The sequence below is a fragment of the Vibrio sp. Vb0667 genome (assembly GCF_033391095.1).
Map to the genome: position 1 here is coordinate 107,673 of NZ_JAWPOL010000001.1, position 16,535 is coordinate 124,207.

General features: G+C 45.5%; 15 protein-coding genes. 11 read left to right on the forward strand and 4 right to left on the reverse strand.

What is annotated here, in order from left to right; translation table 11 throughout:
• The first annotated feature begins 50 nt into the window (after positions 1–50).
• The 5 genes from R8269_RS00495 to R8269_RS00515 all read left to right on the forward strand — a co-directional run bounded on the left by R8269_RS00495 (position 51) and on the right by R8269_RS00515 (position 5,856).
• On the forward strand, positions 51–1,061 hold the full coding sequence (locus tag R8269_RS00495) for a putative 2-aminoethylphosphonate ABC transporter substrate-binding protein (RefSeq protein ID WP_005384363.1): 1,011 nt from the start codon (positions 51–53) through the stop codon (positions 1,059–1,061).
• A gap of 269 nt (positions 1,062–1,330) precedes the next feature.
• Positions 1,331–2,437: a putative 2-aminoethylphosphonate ABC transporter ATP-binding protein gene (locus R8269_RS00500; protein ID WP_005432488.1), complete on the forward strand. Its 1,107-nt coding sequence runs from the start codon at positions 1,331–1,333 to the stop codon at positions 2,435–2,437.
• 8 nt (positions 2,438–2,445) lie between these two features.
• The gene (locus R8269_RS00505; protein WP_258477298.1) at positions 2,446–4,170 is read left to right on the forward strand and encodes a putative 2-aminoethylphosphonate ABC transporter permease subunit; all 1,725 of its coding nucleotides are present in this window, start codon (positions 2,446–2,448) and stop codon (positions 4,168–4,170) included.
• Between the two features lie 9 nt (positions 4,171–4,179).
• Positions 4,180–4,884, forward strand: a complete 705-nt coding sequence (gene phnR / locus R8269_RS00510; protein ID WP_005374048.1) for a phosphonate utilization transcriptional regulator PhnR — start codon at positions 4,180–4,182, stop codon at positions 4,882–4,884.
• 66 nt (positions 4,885–4,950) lie between these two features.
• Complete coding sequence (locus R8269_RS00515) at positions 4,951–5,856, forward strand: EamA family transporter (RefSeq protein WP_005374046.1); 906 nt, start codon at positions 4,951–4,953, stop codon at positions 5,854–5,856.
• A 68-nt stretch (positions 5,857–5,924) separates the two neighbouring features.
• Here R8269_RS00515 and R8269_RS00520 read toward each other — a convergent pair whose 3' ends face one another.
• Both R8269_RS00520 and R8269_RS00525 read right to left on the reverse strand, forming a co-directional pair.
• Positions 5,925–6,476, reverse strand: coding sequence for an outer membrane beta-barrel protein (locus R8269_RS00520; protein ID WP_005374044.1), 552 nt, complete (start codon positions 6,474–6,476; stop codon positions 5,925–5,927).
• Between the two features lie 12 nt (positions 6,477–6,488).
• On the reverse strand, positions 6,489–7,415 hold the full coding sequence (locus tag R8269_RS00525) for a VirK/YbjX family protein (protein ID WP_005374042.1): 927 nt from the start codon (positions 7,413–7,415) through the stop codon (positions 6,489–6,491).
• A 412-nt stretch (positions 7,416–7,827) separates the two neighbouring features.
• On the opposite strand from R8269_RS00525, the gene R8269_RS00530 reads away from it, so the two are divergent.
• The 5 genes from R8269_RS00530 to R8269_RS00550 all read left to right on the forward strand — a co-directional run bounded on the left by R8269_RS00530 (position 7,828) and on the right by R8269_RS00550 (position 13,487).
• Positions 7,828–8,187: a DUF3316 domain-containing protein gene (locus tag R8269_RS00530; RefSeq protein ID WP_005374041.1), complete on the forward strand. Its 360-nt coding sequence runs from the start codon at positions 7,828–7,830 to the stop codon at positions 8,185–8,187.
• A gap of 219 nt (positions 8,188–8,406) precedes the next feature.
• Complete coding sequence (locus R8269_RS00535) at positions 8,407–9,807, forward strand: FAD-dependent oxidoreductase (RefSeq protein WP_213872742.1); 1,401 nt, start codon at positions 8,407–8,409, stop codon at positions 9,805–9,807.
• 113 nt (positions 9,808–9,920) lie between these two features.
• Positions 9,921–11,045: a M14-type cytosolic carboxypeptidase gene (locus R8269_RS00540; protein WP_005374037.1), complete on the forward strand. Its 1,125-nt coding sequence runs from the start codon at positions 9,921–9,923 to the stop codon at positions 11,043–11,045.
• Positions 11,046–11,500: 455 nt separating this feature from the next.
• Positions 11,501–12,481 carry an OmpA family protein gene (locus tag R8269_RS00545; RefSeq protein WP_005374035.1) on the forward strand — a complete coding sequence of 327 codons (981 nt, stop codon included), beginning with the start codon at positions 11,501–11,503 and terminating at the stop codon, positions 12,479–12,481.
• A gap of 136 nt (positions 12,482–12,617) precedes the next feature.
• Entirely contained in the window at positions 12,618–13,487 is an 870-nt protein-coding gene (locus R8269_RS00550) for a LysR substrate-binding domain-containing protein (RefSeq protein WP_005374033.1), read from the forward strand.
• A gap of 68 nt (positions 13,488–13,555) precedes the next feature.
• On the opposite strand, the gene R8269_RS00555 is transcribed toward R8269_RS00550, so the two are convergent.
• Positions 13,556–14,431 carry a LysR family transcriptional regulator gene (locus R8269_RS00555; protein ID WP_005374031.1) on the reverse strand — a complete coding sequence of 292 codons (876 nt, stop codon included), beginning with the start codon at positions 14,429–14,431 and terminating at the stop codon, positions 13,556–13,558.
• Between the two features lie 248 nt (positions 14,432–14,679).
• Between R8269_RS00555 and R8269_RS00560 the strand changes: the two genes are divergently transcribed.
• Positions 14,680–14,916: a hypothetical protein gene (locus R8269_RS00560; RefSeq protein ID WP_005374030.1), complete on the forward strand. Its 237-nt coding sequence runs from the start codon at positions 14,680–14,682 to the stop codon at positions 14,914–14,916.
• Between the two features lie 121 nt (positions 14,917–15,037).
• On the opposite strand, the gene R8269_RS00565 is transcribed toward R8269_RS00560, so the two are convergent.
• Positions 15,038–16,408 (reverse strand): L-serine ammonia-lyase, encoded by a 1,371-nt coding sequence (locus R8269_RS00565; RefSeq protein ID WP_213965386.1) that lies wholly within the window; start codon positions 16,406–16,408, stop codon positions 15,038–15,040.
• Positions 16,409–16,535 lie beyond the last annotated feature (127 nt).

A 16,535-nucleotide genomic window follows, 5' to 3' on the forward strand; every position in this document is an offset into this window, starting at 1 on the left:
CGTCAACTGGTACAGACCAAATGAGAACTTAGCCAAATTAACTGGAGAAAATGATGAAAAACCGTTTGATGAAAGGATCGCTGGCTGCACTTGTCTCTCTGCTAGCTACGAATGCAATGGCAGCACAGGAAGTCACGGTTTACACCGCTTTCGAAACTGACATTCTTGCTAAATACAAGTCTGCGTTTGAGAAAGATAACCCAGATATCAAGATTAAGTGGGTTCGCGATTCAACCGGTATCATGACGGCGAAATTGCTGGCAGAAAAGAACAACCCTCAAGCGGAAGTGGTTTGGGGTCTTGCTGGCTCGTCAATGGCACTGCTTAAAGATGAAGGTCTTCTTAAGCCTTACACACCAAAAGGTTTGGAAGAGCTGCACGCGAATCTAAACGACCCTCAATCAAACCAAGCTTGGTTTGGTAACGATGCGTTCTTTAACGCAGTTTGTTTCAACGAAGCGGTAGCGAAACAACTTAACCTACCGAAACCAACGTCTTGGGAAGACCTAACGAAGCCGGTTTACAAAGGTCACATTGCAATGCCGAACCCAGCGTCTTCAGGCACTGGTTACATGCAGGTTTCTGCTTGGCTACAAAACATGGGTGAAGATCAGGCATGGAACTACATGCGTGACTTAGACAAGAACATTGCACACTACACGCACTCGGGCTCTAAGCCATGTGTTCAAGCGGGTATGGGTGAAGTGGCTATCGGTATCTCGATGGCGAGCCGCGGCGCGAAGCTGAAAACACAAGGTGCACCACTAGCGGTTATCACACCAAAAGGCATCGGCTGGGAATCAGAAGCCGTTGGTCTAGTAAAAGAGTCTGATGCAGCGAAGCGCGTTGTCGACTGGTCAATCTCTAAAGCAGCAAACGAGCTTTACGTAGAAATGTACCCGGTGGTTGCACATAAAGAAGTGAAAGCGACTGTGTCTAACTTCCCTAATGTTCAAGAGAACATGGCGAAGATGGACTTCGCGCAAATGGGCAGTAAGCGTGCAGAGATCCTAGCGGCATGGTCTGAGAAGTTCGACGCGAAATCAGAGCCAAAGTCTTAATCGAATTTGCTTTGAGTTGAATACTGAAATCCACCTCGGTTGAGGTGGATTTTTTGTTTTCTCTGTTATTTCAAAGTTTGCTGAAAGTAGATTCCTAGTCTCACCTAGGTTCGCTGGAATGACGAACTTAAGAAAGTCGGGAATCTCTAATTACCACTTAAACAAACCTTATCTCCCTTCATCTATTTGTCATCTTCTGGCTATAAATTTGTCATTGGAACGTAACACTCCAAAATTAAAGTTGGTATATACCATTTGGAGCGTGTGCTATGTCAACTAACCAACATTACCTAAATATTGAAAATGTAGTGAAGCAATTCGGACAGTTCACTGCATTAAAGAAAATCTCGCTAGCGATTGAAAAGGGCGAGTTCGTTTGTTTTCTTGGCCCTTCTGGCTGCGGTAAAACCACTCTATTACGTGCCATTGCAGGTTTAGACTTGCCAACGTCTGGTGCGATTTTTCAAAACGGTCAAGAGACCACATTCCTACCACCAGAGAAGCGCGATTTCGGCATTGTATTCCAATCTTACGCGCTGTTTCCGAACCTTACCGTGCAAGAGAACATTGCGGTGGGTTTGAAGAACCAAGGCATGTCGACCAAAGAAGCGTTAGAGAAGGTGGATTACTGGCTAGAAACCATTGGTCTTCCAACCTCTGGCGAGAAATTCCCTAACCAACTTTCTGGTGGTCAACAGCAACGTGTTGCTTTGGCTCGTGCACTGGCGCTATCTCCGGGTCTACTGCTACTTGATGAGCCGCTGTCAGCGCTAGATGCAAAAGTACGTGTTCACTTACGTGACGAGATTTGTAAGCTGCAACGTAAGCTTGGCATTACCACTATCATGGTTACGCACGATCAGGATGAAGCGTTGTCGATGGCGGATCGTATCGTGGTAATGAACCATGGTGTGATAGAGCAAGTCGGCACACCTCAAGAGATCTACCAACAACCAGCCACGCGCTTTGTCGCTGAGTTTGTCGGTAGCATGAACTTTATTGAAACCTCAGTAGCAACGGACTCCCAAGTACGCATTGCAGAAACCCTAATGCCAGCGCCCAGCTTGACTAATCGTAAGATCCAACGCGGTGACCGCTTCGACCTTGCGGTGCGTCCTGAAAGCATCAAGTTCGTAGAAAACTACACCAATTCTTTACCTGTGCGAGTTACGGCAACCGAGTTTCTGGGGGCGTTTTTCCGCATTGATTGCGTATTGCAAAACGACAGCTCAACGAAAACCATCGTAGTGGATGTGCCTGTGGAAACGGTTCAAAAACTCAATATCAAGGCGGGCGATGTACGTTACATCCAGTTTGCTGAAGAAGGGCTGCATGGTTACGCCGTGCCCTCGGTTGATAAAGCACTAGCGGCGTAGGTGTAAACATGGATGCGAAGACAATGACGATGAATAGCCTGACTACACGAGACAAAGCAAAATCCTTACTCGGACGTGTTAGCCGCGACAACCTTGTGTTGTTCGGTCTGCTCGCTAGTTTGTCGACCATGATGGTGCTGTTCATCTTAATGCCGCTTTGGGCAATGTTGACCAAGAGTGTGCAAAATGCCAATGGCGAATTTGTCGGTCTGGCAAACTTTGCGACGTACTTTTCCTCTTCAAGCTTGTGGGTGTCGGTGGGAAACACCTTCACTTTGGGCGTGATTGTGACCTCGGTAGTCGGTGTGCTTGCGTTTGGTTATGCCTACGCGCTGACTCGTTCATGCATGCCGTTTAAAGGTTTGTTCCAAATCCTAGGTACTGCGCCGATTCTCGCGCCTTCGTTGCTACCAGCGATCAGTTTAATCTTCCTTTTCGGTAATCAAGGCATTGCCAAAGAGATGCTGTTAGGAAGCTCGATTTACGGCGTGATTGGTATCTCGATGGGTTTGATTTTCTGGACCTTTCCTCATGCATTGATGATTTTGACCACTTCGCTGCGCACTTCAGATGCCCGTTTGTATGAAGCAGCCCGCGCACTTAAAACCTCACCAATCAAAACTTTCTTTATGGTGACGTTACCTGCGGCGAAATACGGTTTGATCAGTACGCTTATCGTCGTCTTTACACTGGTTATCACGGACTTTGGTGTGCCGAAAGTGATTGGTGGCAGCTATAACGTTCTGGCGACTGACATCTTCAAGCAAGTTGTGGGACAGCAAAACTTTGCCATGGGTGCGGTGACCAGCATTATGCTGCTATTTCCTGCGGTAATGGCATTCGGCGCAGACCGCTGGGTACAGAAAAAGCAAAAGAGCTTATTTGACACTCGCTCGGTGCCATATCAGCCAGAACCCAACAAAGCGCGCGACAGCATTTGTTTGGTTTACTGCAGCATCATTTCTATCGCAGTGCTGGCGGTTTTGGGTATGGCGGTGTATGGCTCGTTAGTGACGTTCTGGCCTTGGAACAAAGCGTTGACGCTAAACAACTACAACTTTGCTGAAATGAGCACTTACGGTTGGAGTCCATTTTTTAACTCGCTAACGTTGGCAGGTTGGACGGCAGTTATTGGTACAGCCATCATCTTTGTCGGCGCTTACTGCATTGAGAAAGGGCGTGCGTTTGGTCCAATTCGTCAGGTGATGCAAATGCTTAGTGTGGTGCCAATGGCGGTTCCGGGTATGGTGCTTGGCTTGGGTTACATCTTTTACTTCAACGATGCGAACAATCCTCTGAACGTACTTTATGGCACCATGGCATTCTTGGTGATTAACACGGTAGTGCATTACTACACAGTGGGTCACATGACCGCCCTGGCAGCGCTAAAGCAGTTGCCATCGGAGATTGAAGCCACAGCAGCATCGGTGAAGCTTCCTCAATACAAGTTGTTCTTTAAAGTGACATTACCTGTGTGTTTACCTGCGATTTTGGACATTGCGACTTACTTGTTTGTTAATGCATTGACCACCACTTCTGCGGTAGTATTCCTTTACTCAACCGATACGATTCCGGCTTCGGTCTCGATTCTGAATATGGACGATGCAGGTCAAACTGGCGCTGCAGCGGCAATGGCTGTGATGATTATGATGGCTGCCGCAATTGCGAAGATTGTTCAGATGACTTTGGGTAAATTGTTAGAGAATCGCACACAAGCTTGGCGCAAAAGATAAGGACACTTCGTGCAATACGTAAAAATTAAAGATTCGATTGTTGAACAGATTGAAGCGGGCATGCTATCGCCGCGTCAAAAACTGCCAGCAGAGCGTAAGTTGGCGGAGTCGTTCGATACTACACGCGTCACTCTGCGTGAAGCTTTATCACTGCTAGAAGCGGAAGGTCGAATCTATCGCGAAGATCGCCGAGGTTGGTTTATCTCACCTGAGCCATTGCGTTACGACCCAACGCAAACGCTGAACTTCCCGAACATGGCGAAAGCGCAAAATCGTGTGCCAAAAACGGAGTTGGTTGCAGCAAAAGGAACGTTGGCAAACAAACAAGCCGCGCGTTTGCTAGACTTGCAGCCTTTCTCGGATGTGTATCGAGTCGACCGTGTGCGATACCTTGAAGACAGACCTGTGGTATTCGTAACAAACTACATTCGTCCAGAGCTGTTTCCGAACCTGTTGGACTACGATTTATCAAATTCACTGACGGACATTTACCGCGAGCATTATGGCGTGACGTATCAAAAGATTCGCTACCGCATTTCAACGAGCACTTTGTTGGGTGAAATGGCTCAGGCACTGCGCGCGACAGCTGGCACTCCCGCGATGGTGGTGGAGCGCATCAACTACAACCAGCACGGTGAGTTGATTGATTGCGATATCGAGTATTGGCGACACGATGCCATCAGCATTGAATCTCTGGCGGAACTCAATCGTTAAGTGGATTTTCTCATTATCTAAGGCTCCATCTAGGGGCCTTTCTTTTATTCAGACAGGAACGTTGAAATGGATTTGTTGGCGATTGGTCTCGTCGTTTTCTCTGCTGTTCTCCATGCGGGCTGGAATATCCTTGGCAAAAGCAACTCAGGCTCTGGACTCGCGTTTACCATGGCCGCCAGCTTTTCTGCATGTTTCATTCTTACCCCTTATTTGATTTGGTATTTGGCAACCATTGGCTGGACATCATTACCGAGTGAGTTTTGGGGATTGCTGTTCATTAGCGGCATTTCACAAATGGTTTATCTGGTTGGTTTGATTGTCGCTTATAAGCACGCTGATGTGGGGGTGGTTTATCCGATTGCTCGGGCACTGCCTGTGATGATGGTCGGCGTAATCAGTGTGGCATTGGGGCATGAATTATCCAGTCAGCAGTGGCTTGGATTCTTGCTGATTACCCTTGGTTGTATGCTGGTACCACTGACGAACTTTCGTCAAATGACATTGGGCTCTTATTTGAACGTTGGTGTGTTCTGGGCATTGATTGCCGCAATAGGCACAACGGGTTACTCCCTGGTTGATAAAGAAGCGCTGAGTTTACTCACAGGGCAAGCGTCAGAGATCTTGAATGATCAGTACAGTGCGATCTTTTACTTAGGCGTGCAGTTTTGGGCAATTGGTATTCCTGCTCTTGTTTGGTGCTTGGTTACAGGCAAGCCAGATGAGATTAAGACTGCGTGGCAGATCCGCAAAACAGCCAGCATGGCGGGGGTAATGATGGCATCCACCTACGGTTTGGTACTGTTTGCGATGACCATGACAGACAACGTGAGCTTGGTCGTAGCACTAAGGCAAATCAGCATTGTGTTTGGATTGTTTATGGGGATTTGGTTTCTGTCTGAGAAATGGTATCTCACCCGAGGGCTTGGCGTTACTTCTATCGTGGCGGGGATCATTCTCGCGCTTGCGTATTGACCTATATTCACGAAAAAAGGCAGCGAATGAGCCTCTCGCTGCCTTTTGTATTAACTTGTAAGCCTTGTTTAAAAACGCAGTTGCGCACCAAACATCACGCCGCTAGAGTCAAAATCGCTGTTTTTTGAGTACACATATTCTGCATTCAAACCAAAGTGTTTATAGCTCCAGCCGATACCGCCAGCCGCTTCACCTCCGACACTTGAGTGTTCGATGTTCTTGCTCTGACCGTTCACTTTATAAGTGTATTCGAGAGTGTAGAGAGTGACACCTGCCTTGCCGTACAGTTCGAAACCTGAACCCAGAGGATAGCTAGCATAGCCACTCAAGCGAGGTCCGGAGAAGCTCGTATCGGTGACTTCTGAAATCGGACTCACGAGTATCGAGCCGATACCGTCAAACGCGCCTTTATAACCTGCTTCGATACCAAAGTTATGTGTTGGCATGTAGCGGTAATATATTTCACCTAAGAACATGTCGCCTGATTCTTTGCTTGTCGGAGCATCGTAGTTCACATCGCCATAGCCAATGTTTGTACCTATGATGTGCTCACTGGTTTCTGCATTGGCTGACAAAGAAAAAGCCGACAGCACTAAAGCAGTAATGAATGAATAACGCATGAACGCTTCTCCTTAGCTTTTAGCTTGCTCGCCTTTTAATATTTGTTCGAAAGTGACCTTGGTGTTGTCTAGCCATTCATAACGGCGACGATACATCGAACGCTTAGAGCGCGACATGCCTTCGATATCTCGACGGGGTGCATTTACATCAATTGAGTAAAAATGACGATTGTATTCGGTGCCGCCCAATTCTTGCCAGAGTGCATCGTAATCCGTTTTTATTCGCCCTTTGCTGTAACGTTTAGCTGCGTAAGTATGGGACTGCGTTTTCACCGCTAGAATCGTATTTACTTCCCAAATTTGTGCGAGCAAAGTGAGCAAGCTCACCATCAAGCTTTTTGGTCTCTGTCCGTAAAGCTTACGAGTTAGCTTTTTAATTTTCGCGTTGTTTTCTTCACTGCTTCGCGGTCCTTGTAAGCCGCCAATCATAATGCTGCGTCCAGATTCGATGTGACCTAGCGTAAAAGAGAGCGTGTAGAAGTTGCCATCTTCAGCGCTGTGCAGCACTAGGCTCATGTCGCCTTCTTTTTGATAACGTGCTTCGTATACTAATCTCACCGAGTACAGTATTTCGTCAATTTCAAAAGAGGCTAATGTTAGGCCTTTCGAGTCTGTGTAGATTTCTTCGATTGTTTGTTTAGAAAACAGTTCTGAAATAGTTTTATAGTGATCAACTACCAAGTTAGAACGATCGAACGCTGAGTTGTTTTTGATGATATACGGACGAAACGGTTTCTCTAAAAACCGATGCGTACGTGTACAAAGCAACTCTAACAATGACGATTCAATATTGTCTGAAAGGTGCTTAAATGCACGTTTGTAATAAAGCGCACGTAAGATGAACTTAGCTCTGTAGGTCCAAATTGGCTTGTAGACATCAGCATAATCATCTGAGTAAATCGATTTGCTATGGTAAAAAATGGATTTGTTCGCGGTCATTTTCACTCCAGATTAACTTGTGCTCAATAGCGACAATTAAGAACCGACGGACGAGCAGCGAAGAACCCGAAAAGGAGGAATGCAAAGCACGACTGAAAAGAGGTGGTTTTTGCTGTGTCCGACGTTTGTGTAAGGTTTTGAACACTGTTCTTTTGCTGGAATTCTAAGAGAAAATTGACCTTAGGTATTGTATGGTTTGGTAAGGAAGTGTCAGGTTGAAACCCATTGTTCAAAAGAAAGAAAATGCGAATGTCGGCTGAATATGACGTTGAGTTGCTAAGTTAATGTGAAATAAGTTGAACGAAAATTGAACATTATTTGAAATTGTTTTGACGTGTTTTAGGTCTTTATACGTACCTTATAAGTATCGAGCCAATTTTGGCCCGATGTAAAGGTAAGTAAGGAGAGGTTTATGAAACGCTTAACAACTTTAGCAAGTACGATTGCTCTGATTGCTGCACCTTCTATGGCTCTTGCTAGTGGTTATCAGTGGACAAACGATACCGAAACTATCCATGGCGACGTAATGGATAGCAAACAAGCGGCTTATGAAATGGGCCGAGACATGATCCAAAGCTACCAAAATAAATCATCTGGACAACTCCGTGATGAGTTTACGAGCCTTACAACGTATGTTGATCGCCAATCGTTTTCTATCACTGACTCAAAAGTCATGGTAAATGAGTTCTTGCAAAGTGACGGGCAAGTTGTTTACCAGCCTATTCTCAATGTTCAATACGAGTACCGCATGCGTGATACCGGTAAATACTAACCAGTAAGACGGACTTGAATTGTTTACCACTAATATTTTTTGCTGTTTGTTTTGGGGAGCCACGAGCTCCCCATTTTGTTTTTGTCGAAAGCGAAAATTTTCACACTCTCAGTGCAACATTTTCTATCGCTCAGCGTTAGATTTTCTTGCTCGTTGATTGTCATCATCGTTTGTAAAGTGTTTGCGGAAATGGATGTAACGCACTAACGAGGATACCCGATGACACATCATTCATATTGGTTCAAGCAGGCAATTGAAGCTGAGCAACCAGAAACGCCACAACCGTTACAGCAGAACATTAATACTGACGTTGCGATTGTTGGTGGCGGATACACCGGACTTTGGACCGCGATTATGATTAAGCAGCAATCTCCGGAAAAAAAGGTAGTCGTGATTGAAAAAGGCCTTTGTGGCAGTGGTGCATCGGGCGCAAACGGCGGTTGTATGCTGACTTGGTCGACAAAGTTTCCGACATTGAAACGGTTATTCGGTGAAGAACATGCTGCTTGGTTAGTAAAAGAGTCGGAACAAGCAGTGCTAGAGATTGACGACTTTTGTCAGCAGCACAACATCGATGCGCAATTATCGTTGAAAGGGGTTTATTACACTGCAACCAATCAGGCTCAAACTGGGGGAATGCAGCCAGTTGTGGACGAGTTAAAGCGATTAGAAGTGAACAGTTGGCGTCGTTGCTCGGTGGAGGAACTGCGTGCCAATGCGGGTTCACCTCGACATATAGAAGGCTTTCACTCTCCAGTTGCAGCCAGCGTTCAACCTGCATTATTAGTGAGGGGGTTACGCCGTGTTGCTATTGATCTGGGTGTAGAAGTTTATGAGAACACGCCGATGACGCGTCTAGATTATGGAAAACCTGCCATTGTCTGTACACCTAAAGGAAACATTCAAGCGCAGCAGGTGGTATTGGCATTAAATGCATGGATGGTGGAGCAGTTTAAACAGTTCAAAAACAGTATCGTGGTGGTCTCTTCCGACATGGTGATCACCAAGCCGCTTGGTGACGCACTACCTCTATCTGGTTGGCAGGCAGGTTCTAGCGTGTTGGATTCACGTATCTTCGTCCACTATTACCGAGATACGCCAGATGGCCGTTTGATGTTGGGGAAAGGCGGCAATCAGTTTTCTTTCAATAACCAAGTTGACGCAATGTTTAACAAGCCAACACGCTACCAAGGTCTACTGCGCAAGTCGTTCGATAAGTTGTTTCCTCATTTGAGAGGAGAGGAGTTTGCTTATTCATGGACGGGGGGCTCTGATCGTTCTGCTACTGGTTTCCCTTTTTTCGGCGAGCTAGATAAACAGAGCAATATCTTTTACGGATTTGGTTATTCAGGCAATGGTGTAGCGCAGACTCGAATGGGCGGAAAGATCTTATCTTCATTGATATTGGGAATCGATAACGAGTGGACGAACAGTGGTTTAGCCAAAGGACCGTTGGGGTATTTCCCACCAGAACCGCTTCGCTGGACCGGGGCTATGATAGTGCGCAACGCGGTACGTCGAAAAGAGGAAGCAGAAGATAACGAGAAAACGCCGTTTATCTGGGATAAGTGGCTAGCAAAACTCGCGGGACCAGCAGGCAAAGCGGATAAGCTTGACTAAACTGAAGACTTTAGCCACAAACGAGACAGTTTGCAGTGAAAGTCATTGGGGCGCGATGAAGCCTTGTGTTAGCCTCTGTCTTTCAAGCTCAGATTTAAAAGGTGAGTCATAAAATGAAAGTATTCAGCAACTTCGATAGCGGCAGCATTCACGTAGTGAAAGCGGACGACAAAAACGACATCCAACTCAAAATTCCTAACGACAATATGTCGGAATTCTACCAGTGGTTCCACTTCCGTCTTGAGACAGAAGCTGAGCAATCACACACCATCAAATTGCTTGATTTGGCTAAATCGGCTTATCCAGAAGGATGGCAAGGTTACGATGTGGTTGCGTCTTACGATCGTGAAGAATGGTTCCGACTACCGGCAGAGTTCGATGGCGACACGCTGACTTTCACTGTAATCCCTGAGCGCAGCTCAATTTACTTCGCGTACTTTGCGCCATACACGTACGATCGTCATTTAGACTTGTTACACATGGCACAAAGCGCGCACCACTGCCAACTAGAGACGCTTGGTCATACGCTAGATGGCAATGACATGAGCTTGCTTACTTTCGGTGAGCCAGAAGAAGGCAAAAAGAAAATCTGGATGATTGCACGTCAGCACCCAGGTGAGACAATGGCGGAATGGTTCATGGAAGGTATGATCCAACGTCTGTTAGATGAAAACGACACGGTTGCGCGTGCATTGCTTGAAAAAGCGGTGCTTTACGTCGTACCAAATATGAACCCAGACGGTGGTATTCGCGGTCACTTGCGTACCAACGCAGTAGGTGTAAACCTAAATCGTGAATGGCAAACGCCATCAATGGAAAAGAGCCCAGAAGTCTACCTTGTGCGTCAGCGCATGCTGGAAACGGGTGTTGACATGTTTTTAGATATCCATGGCGATGAAGCGATTCCGTATAACTTCGTCGCTGGCTCAGAAGGTATTCCTTCTTACGATGAAAATCTTGCCGCTTTAGAGGCATCATTTAAGCAAGCGTTATTGACTATTACGCCAGAGTTCCAAGATGAGATTGGTTACGATAAAGATGAGCCTGGTAAAGCGAATTTGACTGTGGGTTCAAATTGGGTTGCAGAGCAGTTCAAATGCTTGTCTTACACAATCGAAATGCCATTTAAAGATAACAACAATCACCCTGATCCACTTTACGGTTGGTCTCCTGAGCGTAGTGTCTTGTTTGGGCAAGATGTATTAGCTGCAACGTTAACCGTAGCGGATAAAATTTAGCGCGACGAGTTAACGCTTTTTCATTATTTCGAAAACAGCTCATTTAAATGAGCTGTTTTTTTTGTGCTCTCCACATCCACGCTCCCCTGTAAAAATTTGTTGCCATTCACAAGCTTAAATGATGATTCTTAAATTTGAGAAAGTGGCCTTTTATGGTGATTTGCGTCACAGAAAGTTGGCTTCTTTGTGATATTCTCCGCAACGAATTGACTATGGCTAAACCAACGCAACGAACTTTATTTTTCGGTTGGGTATGCGGATGAAGCTCATGAATAGATGGTCTTGAGGTTACCTTTTTCCGTTTTACGTCATTGGCGTTTGAATATCATTTTTGATTCTTTCCTACGCTATTTAGCTATTTCTATTCGAAGAAAAGAGAAAGTTACGGCTTCATATTTTACGGCAGTATGCTGCCGCGGTGTGTTGCTTTGTGTACAAGAAAAAGGAAAAGAATAATGAAAAAAATCGCTATAGCAGTGGCTACTGTACTTGCTGGTGGTGTGATCTCAAACGTTGCACTTGCTGACACTTACATGGGCGGTAAAGTAGGTTACAACTCTCTAAACGATGCGTGTTACCTAAACGAACCTTGTGACGACGACAGTTTTGCAGCATCTATGCACTTAGGCTACAGCTTCAACAAGTACGTTGCAGCAGAGTATGGTGTTGATTACCTTGGTGACTTCACTGCAAACTTCAAAAAGCCTGGCCTAAACACCGTTGATGGTGATCTTTGGGCGTTGACGCTTGCTCCTAAATTTAACCTACCGCTAACGGATTCTTGGAATCTATTCGCGAAAGTTGGTGCTGCATACATGATGGCTGGTGACGAGAAAGATTTCGTACCAACTGGCTCTCTGGGTGCTGAATACCAAATCAACTACAACTGGAGCCTACGTGCTGAATACCAACGCTACCAAGATATGTCTGATGATGTAATTGAAGACATGGATTCAGATTTCTTCGGTATCGGTTTCAACTACAAGTTTGGTTCTGAGCCAGTCGTTCAAGAAAAAGCCGTTGAAGAGGTGGTAGAAGCACGTCCTGCAACCCGCATTGTAGATCACGTTTACCCTGCTCAAACAACAGCGACAGTACAATTCGACTTAGAAAGTGCAGAAGTGAAAGATGCGTCGAACCTTTCTGGTACCGTTGATTTGATGAATACTTACCCACAAGCTCAAGTTGAGATCACGGGTTACAGCGATACGACAGGTTCTGCTGCTTACAACAAGCAACTCACAGAAAAACGTGCGAAAGCCGTTGCTGACGAGTTCCAAGCAAAAGGTATTGCGGCTGAGCGTATGACAGTGAAAGGCATGGGTGAAGCTAACCCAGTAGCAAGCAACGAAACACGTCAAGGTCGTCAAATGAACCGTCGTGTTGAAGTAGTTGTCCCTGCGTTTGAATACCAAACCACTGAGAAAGCAGAATAATTCCTGCTTAAGAGACAGTTCCAAAAGCCAGCGTGTATCACGCTGGCTTTTTTGATCCCGCTTAACAAACTCAGCACTTTCATCAATTTGTCATCACCAGTTCATAGCATGACAGCCAAGTGCTTGGGAGAATGATATGCAAAGTTTACCGCCGCTCAATTTGCTCCGAGCTTTTGAAGCCACGGCGCGACTACAGAGTTTTACAAAAGCCGCAGAGGAGCTAAATGTGACTCGTGCGGCCGTAAGCCAACAGGTGAAATCGCTAGAGTCACAGCTCAATGCGACGTTATTCGTGCGCAAGGGCACTCACCTTACGCTGACCTGCTCCGCACAAGAATACTGGCCTGTGGTTAATCATGTGCTTCAAACATTATCGACCACGACGCAGCATTTATTTACTCGTCCCAAGAATACGCAAGTTAACTTACATGTCGCTCACAGCTTTTGCTCTCAGTGGTTAATGCCAAGATTGGCTGATTTTCAGCGACAATTCCCAGACATTTCCTTTAAAGTCTCGACAACTGCTAATACAGTTCCAAACGCCAGTGCGATTGCGGATATCGAAATTATTAACGGAGATGGAGATTGGCAAGAGCAAGAAGCCATACGATTAACCCAAGAAAACTGGATTGTTGTCGCAAGCCCCGGCTTTATGCATTTAAACCCGATAAATGACCTCTCGCAGTTAGCTAAAGCGCCTAAAATCTGTACTAGCGGTTATCATGAATCTTGGCAAGAGTGGCTTACGCACCAAGGTTATCAAGGGAAGGTGAGCAAAGTCGTCGCCGAGTTTGAACACTCATTGCTTGCTATTCATGCTGCGATTAATCAACTTGGCGTGTTGCTGGTAAGAGACTTTCTTGTTGAGGATGAGCTGCAACAGGGCGTATTAGTCCAGGCTGGAAATTGGCATATGCCAAGTTCTGGTGCACATTATATGATGGTTCGAGCATCCGAAAAATCACACGTAAACACCTTTGCTCAATGGTTAATACAGAGTCTTTAATGTTCGTTCAGCGAGTAAGTAGAGCGCATGTGTGGTTTGGCTATTATTAGCAGTAGCAAGTCATCAGTCTAGGACTGAGCGACATGCTTAATGACATCTAATAACCACTGATTTACCGGAGCTTGCTGTTGAGAGCGACGACAGCTCATCACGTAGCGAACATCAAGCTCTAGCCCAGCAGGAAGCGCGATACTCCGGCAACCCTTAGGAACATGTCCACTCATCGTTATGCCAAAATGATTCGTTTGCAGAAGCACTTTTTTAATCATCGCTGGATGCTCAATTTCCACTTTAGGCGTGGTTCTAAAACCCATATGTTTGAGCCTTTCTAACACTGGGTATCGGTAGTCGTTCCATCCCGGCGTTTTAAAAAGTATAAAAGGGTATTCTTCTAGTTCTTGGGAGTTTTGAGCGGGATGATCTTGTCGAACAAAAAATACCGCTTTTCCTCGCCCTAGCTCGGTCTGAACAATTGACTGTGGCAGATCTTCATCAAAGTAATGAATCGCAATGGCGTTTTCACCGTCAATTAATCGTTTTTTTGCTTCGCTACCCCAGCGCAAACATGAGAATTTTGCTTCTGGAGCGTGCTTTAGTAACTCCAAGTAAAACTTGTCACCGAAGTACTCCCAAAACAATGTGTTGGCATAAATAGTGATTGAGCCGTCAAAATGAGCTGGTGAAAAATGCTGTGGTTTGATGGAATCAATGCTGTTGAGTATTTGCTCAAAATGCGTAATGTTCGCTTCCACAAAAGCTGTTGGTTCAAAGCCATTTTTGGTCTGAACGAATAGCGGATCATTGAGCTGAGTTTTCATCTTAGTCAGATTTTTGCTGATTGCTCCTGACGTTTTACCGAGTGATTCTGCGACTAACCGGACGTTACGTAGCTCATACATCCGTTTTAATACCAAAATATTTTGAATATCCAGATTAACGCTCATACATTCTCTCGCTTGGCGTTTGTCGACAAATCATATCGCTGAATTTCTTAAGAAAAGACAACGCTCGGTCAATTTAAGTTGCTGCCTTATCCCTGATTTATTGAAGGTAACGATAAGTTATTCTTGGTTACATCAGTTTATTAGCATGGATTTCCATTTGGTAAATAATGGCTTTCCTCGTATGAGCGCGTTTCTGTTGTTACAGTTTTTCCACCGAAAGAAAGTAAGAACGATAATAGAGGTGATGTATGAAAAAACTAATCGCACTTGTTTTGATGGTTTGCTCAACAAACGTAGCATTTGCTGGCGATGGGTCATACACGGGCACGATTGATATGACGATGGCAACGAAAAATCAGGTTGACGTAGAGCGTGCAGATTCTCAATTGACGCTGAAGGGTCGCAATGAAATGGCCTATGGCGGTGTAACAATCCATTCGGATGCTGCAACTCAAAAAATTGAACTTCGTGGTCGACGTGATTAATCGAATAGTTTCTTGTTAAGAAAATGCCGCGAAGAACGCGGCATTTCTATATGTAATATCATCTGATCATAATTACCAGATAAGCGTATGGTGAGAAGCTAAGCGCAATGACCACCTGCCATTATTCGCATGGCGGTGCCATATGAATGACAGCTAAGCCCCCCAAAGAGGTTTCACGGTATTTTTTATTCATATCTTTACCAGTCTGATACATGGTTTCGATAACTTTATCTAACGAAATTAAACATTTACTTGTGCGCTTTAATGCCATACGCGATGCATTAATCGCTTTCATTGCTCCCATGGCATTTCTTTCAATACAAGGTACTTGAACCAAGCCGCCAATCGGGTCACAAGTCATACCCAATGAATGCTCCATCGCAATTTCCGCAGCAATACAAACCTGCTCGTTACTGCCCCCTCTTAGCGCTGTTAAGCCAGCGGCAGCCATGGATGAAGAAACCCCAACTTCTCCCTGACACCCCACTTCTGCACCAGAAATTGACGCGTTAGTTTTATATAAGATGCCGATAGCGCCGGCGACTGCGAGAAAGTCTTTTAGCTGTTTAACATCGAGCTCTTTGATGAAGCGATGGTAGTACATCAATACCGCCGGAATCACCCCTGCTGCACCATTCGTTGGAGAAGTGACGACTTGCCCTCCTGCTGCATTTTCTTCACTAACCGCAAAGGCGAAGAGATTGATCCAATCCATGATCTCCATCGGATCGTTTTCAACTGCAGCGTTGGCTTCGAGCTTTTTCAAAAGGTTTGGTGCTCGACGAGTGACATTTAGACCACCTTCCAAAATCCCTTCCGTATCGAAACCACGTTGCATGCAGAGCGACATCACTTTCCAAATTTGCTCTGCTCTTTGGTTAATTTCTTCGTCTGAGCGAAATGCGAGTTCGTTTTGGAGGATCATGCCTCCCAAGCTGAAACCGTTCGTCTCGGCTTTTTCCAGCATCTCATCTGCGGATGTAAACGGAAATGGTACTGCGACCTCATTTTGTTGCGTGCCGTTCTCTAGTTCGTCGGCGGTGGCGATGAATCCGCCCCCAATGGAGTAATAAATTTCAAACGCTACTTGATCTCCAGCTGCGTCTAATGCCGTAATCGTCATACCATTTTCATGCAGGGGAAGGTTGTCGCTATGAAAGACGATGTCATGGTCGTAGCTAAACTCAATCTGGTGTGTACCGGCGAGCATGAGCGTATTATTGTCTATGGTATTTTGTAGCGCACTTTTGGCACTGCTCATTTTGATGGTATCAGGTTTATTTCCCATCAAACCAAGGACCGTGGCTCGGTCTGTATGGTGCCCTCGACCTGTCAGTGACAATGAGCCATAAAGGTCCACTTGCACCCGATGCACTTTCGCCATAGAGTCGCTAACTAGCTGAGTGAAATGGAATCCGGCAAGCATAGGACCATTAGTGTGGGAGCTGGATGGCCCGACACCAATTTTAAATATATCGAAAATCGACAGCATAATTGACTTCCTTTAGCAGTGAACCTTTATAAAGGTCTCTAGAACAGTGTTGTTAACTAGATGTTAAAGCTTGTGGGTCGGGAGTGAAAGAAGATTTTTGTAACACTGCCAACTAAGCGCGAGATTT